Annotated in this window: 17 protein-coding genes; 10 read left to right on the top strand and 7 right to left on the bottom strand. The window is 47.6% G+C overall.

Annotated features, from left to right (window positions below; translation table 11 throughout):
* The first annotated feature begins 30 nt into the window (after positions 1-30).
* Positions 31-432, top strand: a complete 402-nt coding sequence (locus ACOJUN_RS20265) for a hypothetical protein (protein WP_422133694.1) — start codon at positions 31-33, stop codon at positions 430-432.
* 271 nt (positions 433-703) lie between these two features.
* Entirely contained in the window at positions 704-1,000 is a 297-nt protein-coding gene (locus ACOJUN_RS20270) for a 4a-hydroxytetrahydrobiopterin dehydratase (RefSeq protein WP_422133695.1), read from the top strand.
* Between the two features lie 638 nt (positions 1,001-1,638).
* Here the strand turns inward: ACOJUN_RS20270 and ACOJUN_RS20275 are convergent.
* The 4 genes from ACOJUN_RS20275 to ACOJUN_RS20290 are packed head-to-tail and all read right to left on the bottom strand — an operon-like array spanning position 1,639 to position 4,688.
* Positions 1,639-2,298, bottom strand: a complete 660-nt coding sequence (locus ACOJUN_RS20275; protein WP_422133696.1) for a class I SAM-dependent methyltransferase — start codon at positions 2,296-2,298, stop codon at positions 1,639-1,641.
* 2 nt (positions 2,299-2,300) lie between these two features.
* Positions 2,301-2,657, bottom strand: coding sequence for an SH3 domain-containing protein (locus ACOJUN_RS20280; RefSeq protein ID WP_422133697.1), 357 nt, complete (start codon positions 2,655-2,657; stop codon positions 2,301-2,303).
* A gap of 3 nt (positions 2,658-2,660) precedes the next feature.
* The gene (locus ACOJUN_RS20285) at positions 2,661-3,842 is read right to left on the bottom strand and encodes a vWA domain-containing protein (RefSeq protein ID WP_422133698.1); all 1,182 of its coding nucleotides are present in this window, start codon (positions 3,840-3,842) and stop codon (positions 2,661-2,663) included.
* A gap of 9 nt (positions 3,843-3,851) precedes the next feature.
* The gene (locus tag ACOJUN_RS20290) at positions 3,852-4,688 is read right to left on the bottom strand and encodes an AAA family ATPase (RefSeq protein ID WP_422133699.1); all 837 of its coding nucleotides are present in this window, start codon (positions 4,686-4,688) and stop codon (positions 3,852-3,854) included.
* A 221-nt stretch (positions 4,689-4,909) separates the two neighbouring features.
* Between ACOJUN_RS20290 and ACOJUN_RS20295 the strand changes: the two genes are divergently transcribed.
* Genes ACOJUN_RS20295 through ACOJUN_RS20305 form a run of 3 tightly spaced genes read left to right on the top strand, consistent with a single transcriptional unit; the run spans position 4,910 to position 7,363 of the window.
* Positions 4,910-5,824, top strand: a complete 915-nt coding sequence (locus ACOJUN_RS20295; RefSeq protein ID WP_422133700.1) for an SPFH domain-containing protein — start codon at positions 4,910-4,912, stop codon at positions 5,822-5,824.
* A gap of 17 nt (positions 5,825-5,841) precedes the next feature.
* A complete protein-coding gene (locus tag ACOJUN_RS20300; protein WP_422133701.1) occupies positions 5,842-6,291 on the top strand; it encodes an NfeD family protein in 450 nt (149 codons plus the stop codon).
* A 16-nt stretch (positions 6,292-6,307) separates the two neighbouring features.
* Positions 6,308-7,363 (top strand): potassium channel family protein, encoded by a 1,056-nt coding sequence (locus tag ACOJUN_RS20305; RefSeq protein ID WP_422133702.1) that lies wholly within the window; start codon positions 6,308-6,310, stop codon positions 7,361-7,363.
* 21 nt (positions 7,364-7,384) lie between these two features.
* On the opposite strand, the gene ACOJUN_RS20310 is transcribed toward ACOJUN_RS20305, so the two are convergent.
* Together ACOJUN_RS20310 and ACOJUN_RS20315 are read right to left on the bottom strand one after the other, a co-directional pair.
* Complete coding sequence (locus tag ACOJUN_RS20310) at positions 7,385-8,161, bottom strand: class II glutamine amidotransferase (RefSeq protein ID WP_422133703.1); 777 nt, start codon at positions 8,159-8,161, stop codon at positions 7,385-7,387.
* A 59-nt stretch (positions 8,162-8,220) separates the two neighbouring features.
* Positions 8,221-8,619, bottom strand: coding sequence for a hypothetical protein (locus ACOJUN_RS20315; protein WP_422133704.1), 399 nt, complete (start codon positions 8,617-8,619; stop codon positions 8,221-8,223).
* Positions 8,620-8,936: 317 nt separating this feature from the next.
* On the opposite strand from ACOJUN_RS20315, the gene ACOJUN_RS20320 reads away from it, so the two are divergent.
* Complete coding sequence (locus ACOJUN_RS20320; RefSeq protein WP_422133705.1) at positions 8,937-9,647, top strand: DUF599 domain-containing protein; 711 nt, start codon at positions 8,937-8,939, stop codon at positions 9,645-9,647.
* Positions 9,648-9,800: 153 nt separating this feature from the next.
* The gene (htpG, locus tag ACOJUN_RS20325) at positions 9,801-11,714 is read left to right on the top strand and encodes a molecular chaperone HtpG (protein WP_422133706.1); all 1,914 of its coding nucleotides are present in this window, start codon (positions 9,801-9,803) and stop codon (positions 11,712-11,714) included.
* A 45-nt stretch (positions 11,715-11,759) separates the two neighbouring features.
* On the opposite strand, the gene ACOJUN_RS20330 is transcribed toward htpG, so the two are convergent.
* Complete coding sequence (locus ACOJUN_RS20330; protein ID WP_422133707.1) at positions 11,760-12,176, bottom strand: hypothetical protein; 417 nt, start codon at positions 12,174-12,176, stop codon at positions 11,760-11,762.
* 352 nt (positions 12,177-12,528) lie between these two features.
* Here ACOJUN_RS20330 and ACOJUN_RS20335 point away from each other — a divergent pair, with 352 nt between their 5' ends.
* From ACOJUN_RS20335 to cyoC, 3 genes are read left to right on the top strand one after another with little or no spacing between them, the layout of a single operon-like run.
* On the top strand, positions 12,529-13,422 hold the full coding sequence (locus ACOJUN_RS20335; protein WP_422133708.1) for a COX aromatic rich motif-containing protein: 894 nt from the start codon (positions 12,529-12,531) through the stop codon (positions 13,420-13,422).
* 3 nt (positions 13,423-13,425) lie between these two features.
* The gene (locus ACOJUN_RS20340; RefSeq protein WP_422133709.1) at positions 13,426-15,426 is read left to right on the top strand and encodes a cbb3-type cytochrome c oxidase subunit I; all 2,001 of its coding nucleotides are present in this window, start codon (positions 13,426-13,428) and stop codon (positions 15,424-15,426) included.
* The gene (gene cyoC, locus ACOJUN_RS20345; protein ID WP_422133710.1) at positions 15,423-16,025 is read left to right on the top strand and encodes a cytochrome o ubiquinol oxidase subunit III; all 603 of its coding nucleotides are present in this window, start codon (positions 15,423-15,425) and stop codon (positions 16,023-16,025) included. Before ACOJUN_RS20340 ends, cyoC begins: the two co-directional genes overlap by 4 nt.
* Positions 16,026-16,029 lie beyond the last annotated feature (4 nt).

The raw sequence follows: 16,029 nt of genomic DNA on the forward strand, positions 1-16,029 counted from the left end.
TCAAACTCTTTTCGGAGGTAGGTAATTAATATGGGTACCCTGAGCGCGGGAGGCCGTTTCTTTAAAAATGAAGAACTGGACGTTATTGAGCAACAGCGCCTGCAAGCTCTCCTTGATATCACTGATCAGCACGATAAAGAAGTGACTCAGCTGAAGTCACGGCTTGATGCGGCTGAGCAGAAGGCTGAAAAGCTGAACAAGCAGGTCAAGAGCGCTGATAACGAGCTGAAAACGCTGCGAGCCAGCAATCCTGATCGTATGAAGAAACAGATCAAACGTCTGCAGGAGCAGAACCGGACTCTGACGACAGAGAACGGGACACTGAAAACCAAGCAGAAGCAGCTCACTCAGCAGCTCAATGCCAGTAAGCAGGAGCTGGAGCAACTTCAGGCTGAAAAGGTTGATCAGGAAGAAAGCGAAGAGAGCTTGTAAAAGGCTCTTGTAGTGTGCAGCAGGCTGTGCAGCGTATGGATATGAGGCTCAAGCCATCAGGCAGTTATGTCTTGAAAAGATATATACTGTATAGCCCTTGCTGATTAGCACGTTTATTCATCCAGTTGCCATTTCCTGGTAAAGGAGGTTCGATCAAAGCCCAAAATTCATTTATCCTTTCGTGGGGTCTGTATAAACTCTGTCTGTACCATCAGAGTGCTTTCTTGCCGTGCCTGTCAGGTAGGGTAATAAGCCACCAGGAGGATAATATATGAGTAACTGGTCGTTGTGTCAGTATGAAGGCGTTGATCACCTTGAGAAGTCCTATACCTTCAAAAAGTATTCGAAGTCTCTATGTTTTCTTAATGCGGTGGCGGGACTGGCGGAGTCCTACGTACATCACCCAAGAATGATTATTGAATGGGGCAAGGTAACGGTTGCCTGGGGGACTCATGAGTCTGAACAAGGGTCAGGAGTCATGGCCAGAGATCGTCATCTCACTCAGGAAACGGATCGATTGTTCGAGCTATTGCAGGTCAAACAGGTGTCGGACGATATCCAGCTATGATTATCTCTGCGTTGGCTGATTGAACCAGAACATGGGTGTGTTTTATAACCGTCAGAGAAAATTTTTATCTAAGGCATACCTGGTAGCGATCAAGCAAGAATAAAAACTTGCCAGGGTGGTGATCGAATTTGCAACAGAATGTTGGTCTGCTTCAATACAATCAAACAACAACGAAGCCGTCAGTTGTCATGAAACACCCTCAGGGTTAATGTAGGGCTACAGAGTAGTTATTTGATGACTATCAGCCATGAAAGTCCTTGAGGGTATTCTAAAAAACAATGAATGAGGATTTCATTAATACCTATCTAAATGAACTTCAACAGGAAGAGGTCGGTCGGTGTTGTAAATGCAAAAGGATTTCTCTGCGCTTTGCCAAGGTCGTTGCTCAACGGAGTCACGCTGATAAGGCTCATAAGAACAAGTAGAACTTTGGCGGGCTGCGATAGACGATTTTACTATTTTTGTGTTCGCCTGCAGTCAAGGGATCGTTTTTTTAGACACTCTTTCCATCCTCGCTCACCCGTGCCTGGCATACTGAAATAATGAGCCTTTCGTACTTACCAACTTGCAAGATAATCCCAAATACTTCTTACGCAGTTCCGAGATTTTTTTTGATTGCTTTATAGTAATCCCACTGTTTAATGCATTAATTTATAGAAAAATATAACATCCCGGGCTTCAAAACTGAGCACTGCCTGCCATTGTTCAGCAAGGTGCTGAAAGGTTTCTATTGAGTAAAAACAGACATGGGTAGGATCATTCTTGTAATGCCATCTGCAAAAGGCTTCCTGATCTATCACCATTTTGGTCATGAATGCCAGTGTCCCGCCGGGTCTGATCATACTCCAGAGTTTCGGCAACCATACATCCGGTTGATGGATGTGTTCTATGACTTCAGTGACTGTGATAAAATCGTACGTTTTTTCCAGAGCGCTTTGATCCGAATGGAAAAAGGGGTCATACAGAGCCATAGGCCAACCAGCTTCAGCCATCATCAAAGAAAGTGTGGGGCCAGGCCCGCAGCCAAAGTCCAGTCCCTGTGCATCCAAAGATATCCTGCCTTTCAACGGCTCTGTCACCCTTGAAAGAAATTTTCGATATCCCGGCTCAAAGGCATTGTTTGTATGAAGCTCATATTCTGAGCGTTCCAGCTCAGGCGTTGGCCAGCTTTTTTTATCAGCAAAAACCAGTGAGCAATCAGAACATCTGAAATAATCTCTTCTTTTATCGCTGGCAAAGTCTCTGGATAAGGCACTGCACAGGGGACATTGACTGTTTTCAGTGGTTGAAAGTGACATTATTAATCACTTTCATGACGGTATTCAGCGAATTTGGATATAGGCACCCAGCCCGTCTGTTTCTGTTGGTTTTCTACCCAGGCCCAAGCGTTAATCTCACGCATGATTCTCAAATTTTCACCCGCTTTCACACTGAGTTTCCTGGCGCTAAAGTCCTCTAATGCAATCCCGTGTTTCTGGTTCAAACGTCTTATCAGAGGCAGGGGAGTCCAGCCTTCTTTGCCCGATCCAGTTGTGACCCAGATCCATCCGGGAAACTCATCATCACTTTTACCTAATATCAGACTGTCACCTTCACTGAAAGTCACTGGGTCCGGGTAGCAGGCCTGATAATCTTCTATAACCTTGACTGTTTTCATAACTCAGCTTTTAGTAGACAACTCTTTCATACCCTCTTCCAGACCCTTCACCGTCAGAGGGAACATTCTGCCCTCCAGCTGTTCATGGATGATCTTTGTAGAATGGGTGAAAAACCAGCTGTCTTTATTGATGGGGTTCAACCAGATAGCATTATCAAAATGATCCAGAACACGCTGCATCCAGGTGTGCCCCGGTTCTTCATTCCAGTGTTCAACGCTTCCGCCCGGTGAGGTGATTTCATAAGGTGACATCTGGGCATCTCCAACAAAAATCACTTTGTAGTCTTTACCAAAGCGATGAACGATGTCCCAGGTTTCGGTTTTTTCACTTTGTCGTCGGACGTTGTTTTTCCAGACCCATTCATAGAGATAGTTATGGAAGTAGAAAAACTCCATATGCTTGAATTCAGAGCGTGCACAGGAAAAGAGTGCTTCACAGTCTTTGACGTGAGCATCCATGGAGCCACCGATATCCATAAAAAGCAGTACTTTCGCTGAATTACGCCTTTGCGGAACCATTTTTATGTCCAGCAACCCTTTATTGGCTGTGGATCGAATGGTGTCATCGAGATCCAGCTGATCCGGAACCCCCTGTCGTGCGAATTTTCTGAGTCTGCGCAGGGCCATTTTCATATTGCGACTGCCCAGTCTTTCATTGTCATCCAGGTTCTGGAATTCCCGTTTATCCCAGACTTTGGTGGCGCTCCGGTTTCTGCTCTCGTGTTGGCCAATACGAACCCCCATTGGATTGTTACCATAGGCACCAAAAGGGGATGTGCCGCCAGTGCCAAGCCATTTATTCCCCCCGGCATGACGTTCTTTTTGCTCCTGCAGACGCTGCTTCAGTGTCTCCATCAATTCTTCAAGGCTGCCGAGTGCCTTGAGCTTTTCCCGCTCTTCTTCGCTGAGCTGATTGATGAATTCTTTTCTGAGCCAATCTTCCGGTATAGTGGCTTCAAGCAGATCTTCAACGCTCTCAATGCCGTCAAAAAAAGCTTTGCAGGCTTTATCGAAGCGGTCGTAGTGACGTTCATCCTTGACCAGTATGGCTCTGGATAGTTGGTAAAATGCTTCGTTATCCGCGAAGACTACATGAGCCTGCATAGCCCTGAGCAAGTCAAGGTACTCCCGGGTACTGGCCGGGACACCAAAGGCGCGAACCGTATCGAAAAAGTTAGTCAGCATCGGTTCACCTTATCGACGAGTCATGAAGGCGAGCCGTTCCAGTAAATGAATATCCTGTTCGTTTTTAACCAGGGCTCCGTAGAGTGGCGGTATAGCACTGCGAGCATCGCTGTTTCTTAGCACATCGACTGGTATGTCGTCAGAGTTCAATAGCTTGAGCCAGTCTATCAGCTCAGAGGTAGAAGGCTTTTTCTTCAGGCCGGGGATATCCCTTAATTCAAAGAACATCTGCAAAGCTTCGGAAACCAGCCCCTGCTTCAGGGTGGGAAAGTGAACATCGACAATCTGCTTCATGGTCGCCGGATCAGGGAAACGGATGTAGTGGAAGAAACAGCGTCTGAGAAAGGCATCGGGCAGTTCTTTTTCATTGTTACTGGTGATGATCACGATGGGCCGCTGTCGAGCCTTAACCATTTTCCGGGTCTCGTAAACAAAGAACTCCATCTTATCCAGTTCCTGAAGCAAATCGTTGGGGAACTCGATATCAGCCTTGTCGATTTCATCAATCAGCAGAACCACCTGTTCATCGGCTTCAAAGGCTTCCCACAATTTACCTTTGACGATGTAATTGCCGATGTCGTGTACTTTTTCATCGCCCAGCTGAGAGTCGCGCAATCTTGAAACAGCATCGTACTCATACAATCCCTGTTGGGCCTTGGTGGTGGATTTGATGTTCCACTGCAAAAGTCGTTTGCCCAGGGATTCTGCTACTTCTTCTGCAAGCATGGTTTTTCCGGTTCCGGGTTCGCCCTTGATCAGAAGAGGGCGTTGCAAGGCAATGGCCGCGTTCACAGCAGTTTTCAGTTCGCTGGTTGCAATATAATTGTCGGTAGAATCGAATTTCATGATCACAATCGGATTTGTTGGCGTTAGAGTTCTGTCAGCACTCTAACGAGGTTTGTAGCTGCTGTGAATACTTATTTGATATTTTGTCCGATCAACGATGACTATCTTTCCATGATCTCTGTGACTTTTACAGAGGTTACGACAGATTTAGGACATTGTTGATTTTTTCTGTCAGACTGTCCGCTGAATTGATTCTACTTTTCAGGCTAAGGAGTGACTAAATGGGTTTTGAGATTACAGCCATTGCATTGGTAGTCCTGATCGCTGTGCTGATAGGTACTGGTGTCAGAATGGTTCCACAGGGCTTTCATTTCACCGTAGAACGTTTTGGTAAGTACACCCGAACACTGTCTCCCGGCCTGCATGTCATAGTGCCTGTTGTTGACAGGATTGGTAAAAAAATCAATATGATGGAGCAGGTTCTTGATATACCTTCACAGGAAATTATCTCCTCCGATAATGCCCAAGTAACGACAGATGCCGTTTGTTTTTACCAGGTTCAGGATGCTGTTCGTGCGTCCTATGAAGTCAATGAACTCTATCGGGCTATGCAGAATCTGGTGATGACAAACATTCGTGCGGTTCTCGGTTCCATGGAGCTGGATGAGATGTTGTCCAACCGTGACCGTATTAACAACATGCTGCTCCTCAAAGTGGATGAAGCTACCAGTCCATGGGGAGTGAAAGTGACTCGCATCGAGATTCGGGACATAGCTCCTCCTAATGATCTGGTGGAGTCCATGGCCCGTCAAATGAAAGCGGAGCGGGAGAAAAGGGCTCAGATACTTGAAGCGGAGGGTAGCCGGGAAGCGGCTATCAAAGTAGCAGAAGGTGAAAAACAGGCTCAAATTCTGCAGGCAGAAGGTGAGCTGGAAGCAGCCAAGAGAGAAGCTGAGGCCAGGGAAAGACTGGCAGAGGCAGAAGCGCGGGCGACTGAAGTTGTTTCTCAGGCTATTGCTAATGGCGACGCCCGGGCTATCAATTATTTTGTTGCGCAAAAATACGTGGACGCCTTGCAATCTGTTGCCGCAGCGGAAAACAGCAAGACCATCATGATGCCACTGGAAGCGGGTAATGTGATTGGCTCGCTGGCGGGTATTAAAGAACTCGTCGATGGCTTGAAGAAAACACCCTGACAGGATCTGGTATATCAATGGACTTTCTAAATACTTTGCAACCCTGGCATTGGTTGATTGTTGCGTTCCTGTGTCTGGGTCTGGAAGCTCTTGGGGCAGGAGGCTTTCTTCTTGGCAGTGCTGCAGCGGCTCTCCTACTGGCAGCCCTGTTGTGGCTGCTGCCTGAAACCAGTTGGGCCTGGCAACTGGTTTGGTTTGCATTGGGCAGCCTGATCTTTACGGTGGCTTACTGGAAGTTTTTCCGTCGGGTGAATGAAAAAAGTGATTACCCTCAGTTAAATCAGCGTTCTGCTCAATTGATCGGCCGGGTGCTGGTTCTGGAAAATGACCTGCCTGGCGGGCAGGGAAAGATCCGGGTTGGTGATACCCTCTGGTCGGTCAAAGCGCCCGGAGACCTTGAGAAAGGCTGCTCAGTGATCGTCACCGGTACAGAAGGGATGATACTTCTGATCGACAGACATAACTGACCGTGGAGAACAAATCGTGGGGCCGATAAAAACTAGCCTGCACTTTATCACCCAGAATCTGATGAGGTTGAGCTGGCTGGCACTGCTTGTTGTTTTGCTGCTGTTATTTTTTGGCAGCTGGTTGTTAATGTGGCTGTTCGGAGAACAGGAACTGACTTCTCCAGAGAACTGGTTTTATTATTTTGTGGCCACGGTAACCACAGTGGGTTATGGCGATTTCACCCCACAGACAGCAGGCGGAAAAATGACTGCCTCACTTTTGTTGATGCCGGGTGGTTTGGTAATTTTTGCTGGCTTTCTCGGCAAACTGTCTTCATTTTTTGTCGAGTTATGGAGAAAAAATATGAAGGGCAAAGGCGATTATTCAGCATTGGTCGGGCATGTAGTCATTTTAGGCTGGCATCCTGAAAGGACAGCCAGAATGATCGAACTGATTTTCGGTGATATCCGCAGAGAAGATCGTAAGGTAGTGCTCTGTGCCACAGAAGAGATGGACAACCCTTTTCCTGATCAGGTTTTGTTTATTCAGGGCAAGAGTCTGAGTGATTATGAACTGCTTAGCAGGGCCGGAGTGACTTCTGCCGACCGGGTCATCATTTACCGCTCCAACGATGACAAAACACTGACCAGTTGCCTGACCGTAACAGCAATGACGAAAACCGCTCATATTGTGGCCTGGTTTGAGCATGAACATATGGTCAAACTGCTCAAGTCCCATTGTCCGCAAGTGGAGTGTCATACCAGTATTTCCATGGAGATGCTGGTGCGATCGGCTCAGGACCCTGGTTCTTCTCGAATCCAGGGGCAGCTTCTGTCAACGTTGATTGGCCCCACACAATACAGCGTTAAAGTCCCTGAAGATTTTGAGGGAGTAAGGTTCAATCGATTGCTGGAATTTATGAAAAAACAGCATGAAGCTATTGTTCTGGGAGTCGCTGAGACGGCCACCGGTGATGATCTGGTTCTCAACCCCAATGGTGATCAGCGAGTAAAAGCAGGTCAACTGGTTTACTACATGTCGGCACAGAGAATTCGCTCCGGAGAAATTCGCTGGAGCGATATTAAGGAGTAATAAGGCATCCCGATTCATTATTCACTCATGACGGTAGTGAACCTGGCCTTCCCGGAATGCAATAAATTCTCCGGACTTCATAATGTTCCAGCTCTCATTGGTGGTCAGAGGTTCGGTGGCGACTACAGTGACAATATCGTTTTTAGTTGTCACCTGCTTAAAATCAACACTCAATGAATCATCCTTCAGAGTCGCTTTTTCAAAAGGTGCTTTTCGGGTAATCCAGCTTAATTTGGTCGAGCAGAAGCAATAAAGATGTTTTGAATCCGTTAATAACATATTGAACACCCCCAGCTTTCTTAATTCCAACGCCAGCTTATGAATGTAGCGGTGCAGGGTTGCAGCCCGTGCAGGGGGTTTAGGAAAGCGTTCCCTGAGCTGGCTCATTAACCAGCAGAAAGCATATTCGCTGTCAGTGGTGCCCACCGGACGGTAATAGCAAAGCGGTTTTTTCTTGATCCCTTTAAGCTGGCCATTATGGGCAAAGGTCCAGTTTCGTCCCCAGAACTCCCGGGTAAAAGGGTGGGTGTTTTCCAGAGAAACCCGTCCGGCATTCGCCTGACGGATATGGCTGATCACAATATCGCTCTTGATCGGATAATTCCTGACCAGTTTGGCGATTTCTGACTCACAGCTCGGATGGGGGTCGCGAAACTCACGTACTCCCGCCCCTTCATAAAAGACGATACCCCAGCCATCACTGTGGGGACCGGTGCGTCCGCCTCTCTGCATCAAACCACTGAAGCTGAAGCAAATGTCGGTCGGTGTGTTGGCGCTCATGCCCAGCAGTTCACACATCTCAACTGTCCGTTAGTATTGTTTCTTGGCATTGTTTGTTCCGTTGGTTCACAAAACTGTCAGCAGGTGGGTTCCTGCCTTTTGGATCGTATCTCGCTACCAGAGGGCTTCGGAGCTCGCTCAGTTTTTTTCTTGTCTGTGTTTGACTTCTTTACGGGCAGGACAAAGGCAATCAGGGCCGCTAATCCAGCGGCGAACACAATGATCATTCCTGTTCTGGACATGGCTTCAAAACCGTGGGTCATGCCATCGTATATCATTGTAAACAGCGCGGGAGACAACAGATCAGAGCCTCTGGTTATCCACCAGGGTGTGCAAAGCAGGGCAGCAGCTGTAAAACGCAGTACCCACTTCAAGCGCGCAGGCAGTCTTCCGGTAATCATAATAAGCGACACCAGACAACCCATTGCACCTGCCAGGTAGATTGTCCAGCCTAGAATAAATTGCGAACTTGTCATCCTTTCTCCTGTTGACGATGGCACCGGGCTAAGCCAGAGCTGGAGGAAAATAGCCGATAAGAAAAAATCAGGTGGTTGATCCCGGGATGTCGGCCGATAAAAACTGAAACAATAGTCTATATTGATGCAGGTGTTAACCCGTGAATATTACGCCTGAAGCAATCCAGAGTCTTAACTTGAGGCCACTTTAGCATATGTTTCCGGCAATTTGATCTTTTCCCGGCATGAGGCAGGTATTGCCTTCGCAGTCATGGCTATCGGGGTAGATAGAAGATACTGCTTTATCGAATGACAACAATAACCCAAGAGGACGGACTATGGTCAATCTATCTGGGGTTGCCTCCTGGTTTGACTGGCTGGCACTCCTGTCACTGATTTTACTGTGGGTAGGCTATACCATTTTTGCCTATCGAAGGGGGCAGGCAACGGCATGTCTGGCCAGCGTTCTGGCACTCTACAGACGAGACTGGATGTATCGGCTGCTTGGCAGGGATAACCGGATAGCCGATGCCAGTCTGCTCGCCAGCCTTCGGGCATCTGTCAGTTTCTTTGCTTCCACCAGTATTCTGGTTATGGCGGGCCTGATCACCGGAATTGCAGCATCAGAAGAAGCGGTCGGCGTTCTGTCGGCTATGCCTTTTGTGACGACCAATACCCGTGAACTCTGGGAACTGAAGGTTTTGGTCATGCTGGTTATATTTGTGTATACCTTTTTTGAGTTTACCTGGAGTCTCAGACTCTATAACTTTACCTGTGTTCTTATGGGGAGTGCCCCTCTGATGCAGGATATCAGTGGTAATAAAACGGAACAGAAAGTATTTGCGGATAAGGTGGGCTTTATCATGACGCTGGCCGCCAACCACTTTAACTACGGCCTGCGGGCCTATTATTTTTCTCTGGCCACATTGTCCTGGTTTATTCATCCGTCTCTTTTTATCATCAGCACGGTCATGGTGGTGGTTATTCTGTACCGTCGGGAGTTTCATTCCAAAGTGCTTGATACGCTCTCTGATACTGCTAAGGAGTAGCAGGCAAAAGAATATTCATAAAATTCTCGAATTCTGCCTTGAAATCAAAAAGCCTGTCCCCACATTAGTTTCAAAGCAATTTATGATCAGGCTGATCGCTCATGAGAAGGTTCTGAACGACGGCCACTGGCAGAAAACAATGTAGAGGGCCAAATGACTGCAGAAGCCAAAAAAGAAACACTGGGTTTCCAAACCGAGGTCAAGCAACTTCTTCACCTCATGATCCACTCCCTGTACTCCAATCGCGAAATCTTTCTGCGGGAGTTGATCTCTAACGCTTCAGATGCTGCTGACAAACTGCGCTTTGAAGCGTTGCATAATGATGGTTTGCTGGAAAGTGATCCCAATCTGGATATTCGTGTTGATTTTGACAAGGAAGCAAAAACCGTTACCGTCGCTGATAACGGCATTGGTATGAACCGTGAGGATGTTATTGCTCACCTGGGTACCATTGCTAAGTCCGGCACCGCTGACTTCCTGCAACAGCTGACCGGTGACCAGAAGAAAGACTCTCAGCTGATTGGTCAGTTCGGCGTCGGTTTTTACTCTGCCTTTATTGTCGCTGATAAGGTCACCGTTGAAACCCGCAAGGCGGATGCACCGGCTGAGCAAGCCGTCCGTTGGGTATCCGACGGCTCCGGTGAATTCACCGTTGAAGGGATCAGCAAAGAAAAACGTGGCACCTCCATCATCCTGCACCTGAAGGACGATGCCGAAGAGTTTGCTGACGGCTGGCGTCTGCGCAACATTGTTCGCAAGTATTCTGACCATATCTCCATGCCAATTCTGATGGTCAAGCAAGAGATGCCTTCAGAAGAAGAGGAAAAGGAGGAAGACAAGGCGCCTGAGTGGGAAACGGTTAATACCGCAAAGGCCCTGTGGACTCGCTCCCGTTCTGATATTACTGATGAAGAGTACAAAGAGTTCTACAAACACATCAGTCATGACTTTGCTGACCCTATAAAGTGGAGTCATAACCGTGTTGAAGGCAAGCTGGAATACAACAGCCTGTTGTTCATTCCTGCCAAAGCTCCCTTCGATCTTTATAATCGTGATATGCAGAAAGGCCTGAAGCTCTACGTTCAGCGCGTATTCATCATGGATCAGGCCGATGAATTCCTGCCCATGTACCTGCGTTTCATTAAGGGTGTGGTGGATTCTAACGATCTCTCCTTGAACGTATCGCGTGAAATCCTTCAGAAAGACCCTGCTGTCGACAGCATGAAAGCCGCATTGACCAAGCGTGTTTTGGACATGCTGGAAAAAATGGCCAAGAAGGAAGAAGAGCAGTATGCAGAGTTCTGGAAAGAGTTTGGTCAGGTATTAAAAGAAGGCCCTGCTGAGGACTTCGCAAACCGTGAGAAAGTTGCCAAACTCCTGCGTTTTGCTTCTACCGAGAGCAAGGGTAGTGACCAGGACCAATCTCTGGAAGGCTATGTTTCCAGAATCAAGGAAGGTCAGGACAAGATCTACTACATCACTGCAGAAACCCACAATGCGGCGGCCAACAGTCCTCACCTGGAAGTGTTCAGGAAGAAGGGAATCGAAGTTCTTCTGCTGAGCGACCGTGTCGATGAGTGGCTGATGTCGCATCTGAACGAATTCGATGGCAAACAGTTTGCAGACATCGCACGTGGTGATCTGGATCTGGGTCAACTGGACGATGAAGGCGACAAGAAAGCCCTGGAAGAAAGTGCCAAGGAGAAAGAAGATCTGCTCAAGCGCATCAAGGATGCCCTGTTGGACCAGGTTGAAGAAGTCCGTGTAACGCACCGTCTGACGGATTCACCCGCCTGTTTGGTCGTAGGTGAACAGGATATGGGCGCCCAAATGCGTAAGATCATGGAAGCTGCGGGTCAGGCCATGCCTGAATCCAAGCCTATCTTTGAGATCAATCCTGAGCACCCTCTGATTAACCGTTTGGACCAGGAAGCAGATGAAGATCGTTTTGCTGATCTGTGTCGTGTGGTCTTTGATCAGGCCAAGCTGGCTGCAGGTGGCCAGCTGGATGATCCTGCCAGCTACGTTCAGCGTTTGAACAAACTCCTGTTAGAAATGGCAGGCTAACAAATATTGGAGCTGGAGCTTAATCTAAGTTCCAGCTCTCAACTGTCACTTGTCCAGTTTTTTCCACCCTGCCTTAAAGTCATGCCTCAATTCTGACCATCGGTTTTTGACATCGTGCCTGAACTCGTTCATCTCTTTTCTAGCTTTCAATTCAAGGCGCTTGAATTTTGAGTCCGTATTGTTCATTTTGACATCAATACTGGCCTGTTCTGCCTCATGTCTGAGTTTATTGGCGGCTTTTATAAAGTTCTCAAGTGTTAACACCTGACACAGATAGTTGCTGATAGGCTTAAACTCCAGAGCCATGTCTTCAAGAAACTCCGCCAGTATATAAAGCAGGCTGTCCAGACTGGATCTGGATTGAACGTCCCGATTATAGGTACGACCACTGGCGGTTTGCGGAAGGTTGTCAGTCTCAGACTGATACGGTCTTCCAGATAGTTGTTGTCCTTCTACTTTCATAAACGATACCTCCCTGTTCGTTTTAATCCCTGTTTGATTGTAGAGTTTTTTAATGCTGTTTTGGTCCTGTTTCGTAAGTTAGATAACCGGTTCGTTATCATTCGGTCGGTTGATTCATAAGCGACACCTCCCTCGTACCTTTGGTCCCTCCATTCGTTTAGTCATTACAATGTTCGCACTCAGAATAGTGGAGAGGACTCCTTGAGCAGTATACGACCTTGATCGATTAGACTTAGGGCTAACTTGACAAAATTACTGCCAGTTCAGTTCATTGTTTCCAGTTTTGATCTACGCTGTATTAAGGCTGAAACGGGTTTTTCTCACCAGTTCCCTGTGACAGTGGCATTCTTTCATGAAGTCCGTCCGTACCGTATTTTTGTCAAAATGGCTGACTGTCCTGTTAGCGATTCTTCTCATTTCTGGCTGCAGCATGCAGTCATCTCCCATTCTTTATCCAAAAGGTCCGGTTGCTGAAACCGAGCGGAATCTGTTATTCCTCGCGACAGCCATCATGCTTTTTACTTTGCTGCCCGTTTACCTGATCACTTTCTGGTCATGCTGGCGTTATCGAGCCAATGGCAAAGGGGCCTATCGGCCAGACTGGCACAAATCCATTTTCGTTGAACTGTTTATCTGGGCCGGTCCACTGGTCATTATCGTTGTGATCGGTGTTCTTGTTGTGATTTACACCTACCAACTCGACCCCTACAAATCTCTGGTCAGTGATGAGAAAACGTTCAGGGTTCAGGCAGTGGCTCAGAACTGGAAGTGGCTATTTATCTACCCGGACCAGCAGGTAGCGGTAGTCAATGAACTGGCTTTTCCCAGTGACAGACCCGTTAATATTGAAATTACTTCAGACACGGTCATGACATCCTTCATTATCCCTGCGCTGGGTGGCCAAATTTATGCCATGGCCGGGATGACCACTCATCTGAACCTCAAAGCCTTCGAGCCAGGTCGTTTTACTGGAAGAAATACCCAGTTCAGTGGCCGGGGCTTTCCTCATATGGTGTTTGACGTTCAATCACTCTCTGAAAGTGACTTTACACAATGGCTCGATAACGTCAAAAAAGCAAACAAACGACTGGACTCAATGAGTTATCAGAAGCTCCTCAGGCCGGAAACAAAGTACCCGGTAGAGTACTACTCCTGGGTTGAACCGGAGCTGTTCAGTCGAATCATTGCTAAATACACCGGAGCAAGCGGTGCCTTACCCCTGCAAAAAACCGGAAGTCTGGAGTAAGCCATGTTAGGCAGATTGACCATTGATGCACTGCCGTTCTATAGCTCGGTTGCTATGGGAGGCGCTCTTGTTACCGTGATGGCTGTGCTTTTGACGGCTCTGGCCGTGACCTGGGCAGGCAAGTGGCGATATTTGTGGGAAGAATGGCTGACCAGTGTCGATCATAAGCGAATCGGGGTCATGTATATCTTGCTGGCACTGGTCATGCTTGTCCGTGGGGTTATTGAAGCCGTCATGATGCGAACCCAGCAAGCGATTGCTCTCAACAATGATGGGTATTTGCCGCCAGAGCATTTTGAGCAAATTTTTACTACCCATGGCACTATCATGATCTTTTTTATGGCCATGCCGTTTCTTACTGGCCTGATCAATATCGTTGTTCCCCAGCAGATTGGCGCCAGAGATGTGGCTTTTCCCTTCATGAATTCGGTCAGTTTATGGCTGACTGCTGCAGGTGCCGGGTTGGTGGGAATTTCCCTGGTTCTGGGCAAGTTCTCGACAGCGGGCTGGACCGGGTATCCACCTTATTCAGGTATTGGTTTCAGTCCGGGAGTTGGTGTCGATTACTGGATTTGGGCACTGCTTGTCAGTGGTGTGGGCAGTACGATGACCGGAATTAACTTTATAACGACCATTTTAAGATGCCGGGCTCCTGGCATGAAATTGATGCAGATGCCATTGTTTGTCTGGACCACACTCTGCACCAGTATTCTGATGGCGTTTGCTTTTCCTGCCCTGACCGTAGTGGCGGCTCTGCTGGGGCTGGACCGGACTGTGGGGATGCACTTTTTTACCAATGAGCTGGGTGGCAATATGATGAACTTTGCCAACCTGATCTGGATCTGGGGACACCCTGAAGTCTACATTCTGATTCTGCCTGCTTTCGGTGTATTCTCTGAAGTAACCGCTGTGTTTTCCGGGAAAAGGCTGTTTGGTTATCATTCGTTAGTCTACGCCACCATGGCTATAGGACTTTTGTCGTTTACAGTATGGTTGCATCATTTCTTTACTATGGGCTCCAGTCCAAACGTCAACGCCATATTCGGTATTGCCACAATGATTATTGCTGTTCCCACAGGCGTTAAAATATTTGACTGGCTCTTTACTATGATCAGGGGGCGGATTGTTTTTCATCCCGCTATGCTGTTTACCATCGGTTTTATTATTACCTTTGTAATAGGGGGTATTACCGGAGTCTTGCTGGCAATTCCTCCGGTAGACTACCAGATGCATAACACCACCTTTTTAGTAGCGCACTTTCATAACATGCTGATACCCGGCGCCTTGTTTGGTTACTTTGCAGGCACTCAGTTCTGGTTCCCCAAGGTCTTTGGCTTCAGACTTAATGAGTTCTGGGGCAAGATGGTGTTTTCCTGCTGGTTGATCGGTTTCTATCTCGCCTTTATGCCACTCTACGCCCTTGGGCTTCTGGGTATGACAAGGAGGCTTGAACAATACACCCAGCCTGATTGGCAACCTTTTCTGCTGGTGGCTTTTGCAGGCGCATGTTTTGTACTGGTTGGCATTTACAGTGTCTTTATGCAGTTTTACGTTAGTGTCAGAGACCGTAATCAACATCGGGATCTAACCGGTGATCCATGGAATGGCAGAACTCTTGAGTGGGCCACCTCCTCACCGGCAGCACCCTATAACTTTGCTGTGATACCCAAAGTCAACTCTGTCGATGCCTTCTGGGAAATGAAAAAAAAAGGGGAAGCCTATTATTTTCCTGATCAATACAGCGCCATCATAATGCCCGCTAATACCGGAGCTGGCGTTTATATTGGTTTGTTTGGATTTTTAGTAGGGTTTGCTTTCGTCTGGTATTTATGGTGGTTGGCCATCCTCGCCATGGTCGGTGCGGTAACAGTATTGATCGTTAGAAGTTCTAATGATCATGAAGAGGAGATCTTTACATCAGAAGCTGTCATGGCCATTGAGAGCAAACGAAAGGCTCAGTTAATGTCTGCTGAAAGTCTCTCACCCAGAGGAGGGCCTGTATGAATCAGAATGCGCTCCAACAAGCCATGGCTGAACATCTTGAAGAGTACCTTGATAACCGGGAATTCGGTTTCTGGCTCTATCTGATGACGGATGCGGTTATCTTCGCGCTGCTTTTTGCAACCTATGTCAGTATGTTCAGAAATACTGCCAACGGACCTGAGCCCATTGAACTTTTCGATCTCAAACATGTCTTTCTTGAAACCGCCTGCCTGTTGATCTCCAGTGTCACATTTGGTTTTGCCTGGTTGGCAGCTATGCATAAAAAACGACCGACTGTAATGCTTTGGTTAATCATTACCCTCGTTTTTGGTGTCACTTTTGTTTCTCTGGAAATCGCCGAATTTGCAGAAATGATCGGAGAGGGGGGTGGGCCTCAAATCAGTGGTTACTTGTCGTCTTTTTTTACACTGGTTGCTACCCATGGCATCCATGTGAGCATTGGCATGCTTGGCATCCTGATGATGGTGTCGCAGGTTTTTATGAAAGGGTTGACGCCCCAGGTCTGCTCCAGGTTGTATCGCCTCGGTTTATTCTGGCATTTTCTGGATATTGTCTGGATAGGGATCTTTTCTGTCGTTTACCTACCGGTGTTCATATAGGAGG

Origin of the sequence: Endozoicomonas sp. ALD040 (assembly GCF_049275945.1) — a bacterium.
Taxonomy (GTDB): Bacteria; Pseudomonadota; Gammaproteobacteria; order Pseudomonadales; family Endozoicomonadaceae; genus Endozoicomonas_A.

What these genes read in the sequence shown, in the direction of transcription:
- ACOJUN_RS20310 (WP_422133703.1), bottom strand. Translation starts at nt 8,161, where the DNA reads ATGTGTGAACTGCTGGGCATGAGCGCCAACACACCGACCGACATTTGC.
- htpG (WP_422133706.1), top strand. Translation starts at nt 9,801, where the DNA reads ATGACTGCAGAAGCCAAAAAAGAAACACTGGGTTTCCAAACCGAGGTC.
- ACOJUN_RS20320 (WP_422133705.1), top strand. Translation starts at nt 8,937, where the DNA reads ATGGTCAATCTATCTGGGGTTGCCTCCTGGTTTGACTGGCTGGCACTC.
- ACOJUN_RS20335 (WP_422133708.1), top strand. Translation starts at nt 12,529, where the DNA reads ATGAAGTCCGTCCGTACCGTATTTTTGTCAAAATGGCTGACTGTCCTG.
- ACOJUN_RS20340 (WP_422133709.1), top strand. Translation starts at nt 13,426, where the DNA reads ATGTTAGGCAGATTGACCATTGATGCACTGCCGTTCTATAGCTCGGTT.
- ACOJUN_RS20275 (WP_422133696.1), bottom strand. Translation starts at nt 2,298, where the DNA reads ATGTCACTTTCAACCACTGAAAACAGTCAATGTCCCCTGTGCAGTGCC.
- ACOJUN_RS20315 (WP_422133704.1), bottom strand. Translation starts at nt 8,619, where the DNA reads ATGACAAGTTCGCAATTTATTCTAGGCTGGACAATCTACCTGGCAGGT.
- ACOJUN_RS20295 (WP_422133700.1), top strand. Translation starts at nt 4,910, where the DNA reads ATGGGTTTTGAGATTACAGCCATTGCATTGGTAGTCCTGATCGCTGTG.
- ACOJUN_RS20300 (WP_422133701.1), top strand. Translation starts at nt 5,842, where the DNA reads ATGGACTTTCTAAATACTTTGCAACCCTGGCATTGGTTGATTGTTGCG.
- ACOJUN_RS20285 (WP_422133698.1), bottom strand. Translation starts at nt 3,842, where the DNA reads ATGCTGACTAACTTTTTCGATACGGTTCGCGCCTTTGGTGTCCCGGCC.
- ACOJUN_RS20280 (WP_422133697.1), bottom strand. Translation starts at nt 2,657, where the DNA reads ATGAAAACAGTCAAGGTTATAGAAGATTATCAGGCCTGCTACCCGGAC.
- ACOJUN_RS20330 (WP_422133707.1), bottom strand. Translation starts at nt 12,176, where the DNA reads ATGAAAGTAGAAGGACAACAACTATCTGGAAGACCGTATCAGTCTGAG.
- ACOJUN_RS20290 (WP_422133699.1), bottom strand. Translation starts at nt 4,688, where the DNA reads ATGAAATTCGATTCTACCGACAATTATATTGCAACCAGCGAACTGAAA.
- ACOJUN_RS20270 (WP_422133695.1), top strand. Translation starts at nt 704, where the DNA reads ATGAGTAACTGGTCGTTGTGTCAGTATGAAGGCGTTGATCACCTTGAG.
- cyoC (WP_422133710.1), top strand. Translation starts at nt 15,423, where the DNA reads ATGAATCAGAATGCGCTCCAACAAGCCATGGCTGAACATCTTGAAGAG.
- ACOJUN_RS20265 (WP_422133694.1), top strand. Translation starts at nt 31, where the DNA reads ATGGGTACCCTGAGCGCGGGAGGCCGTTTCTTTAAAAATGAAGAACTG.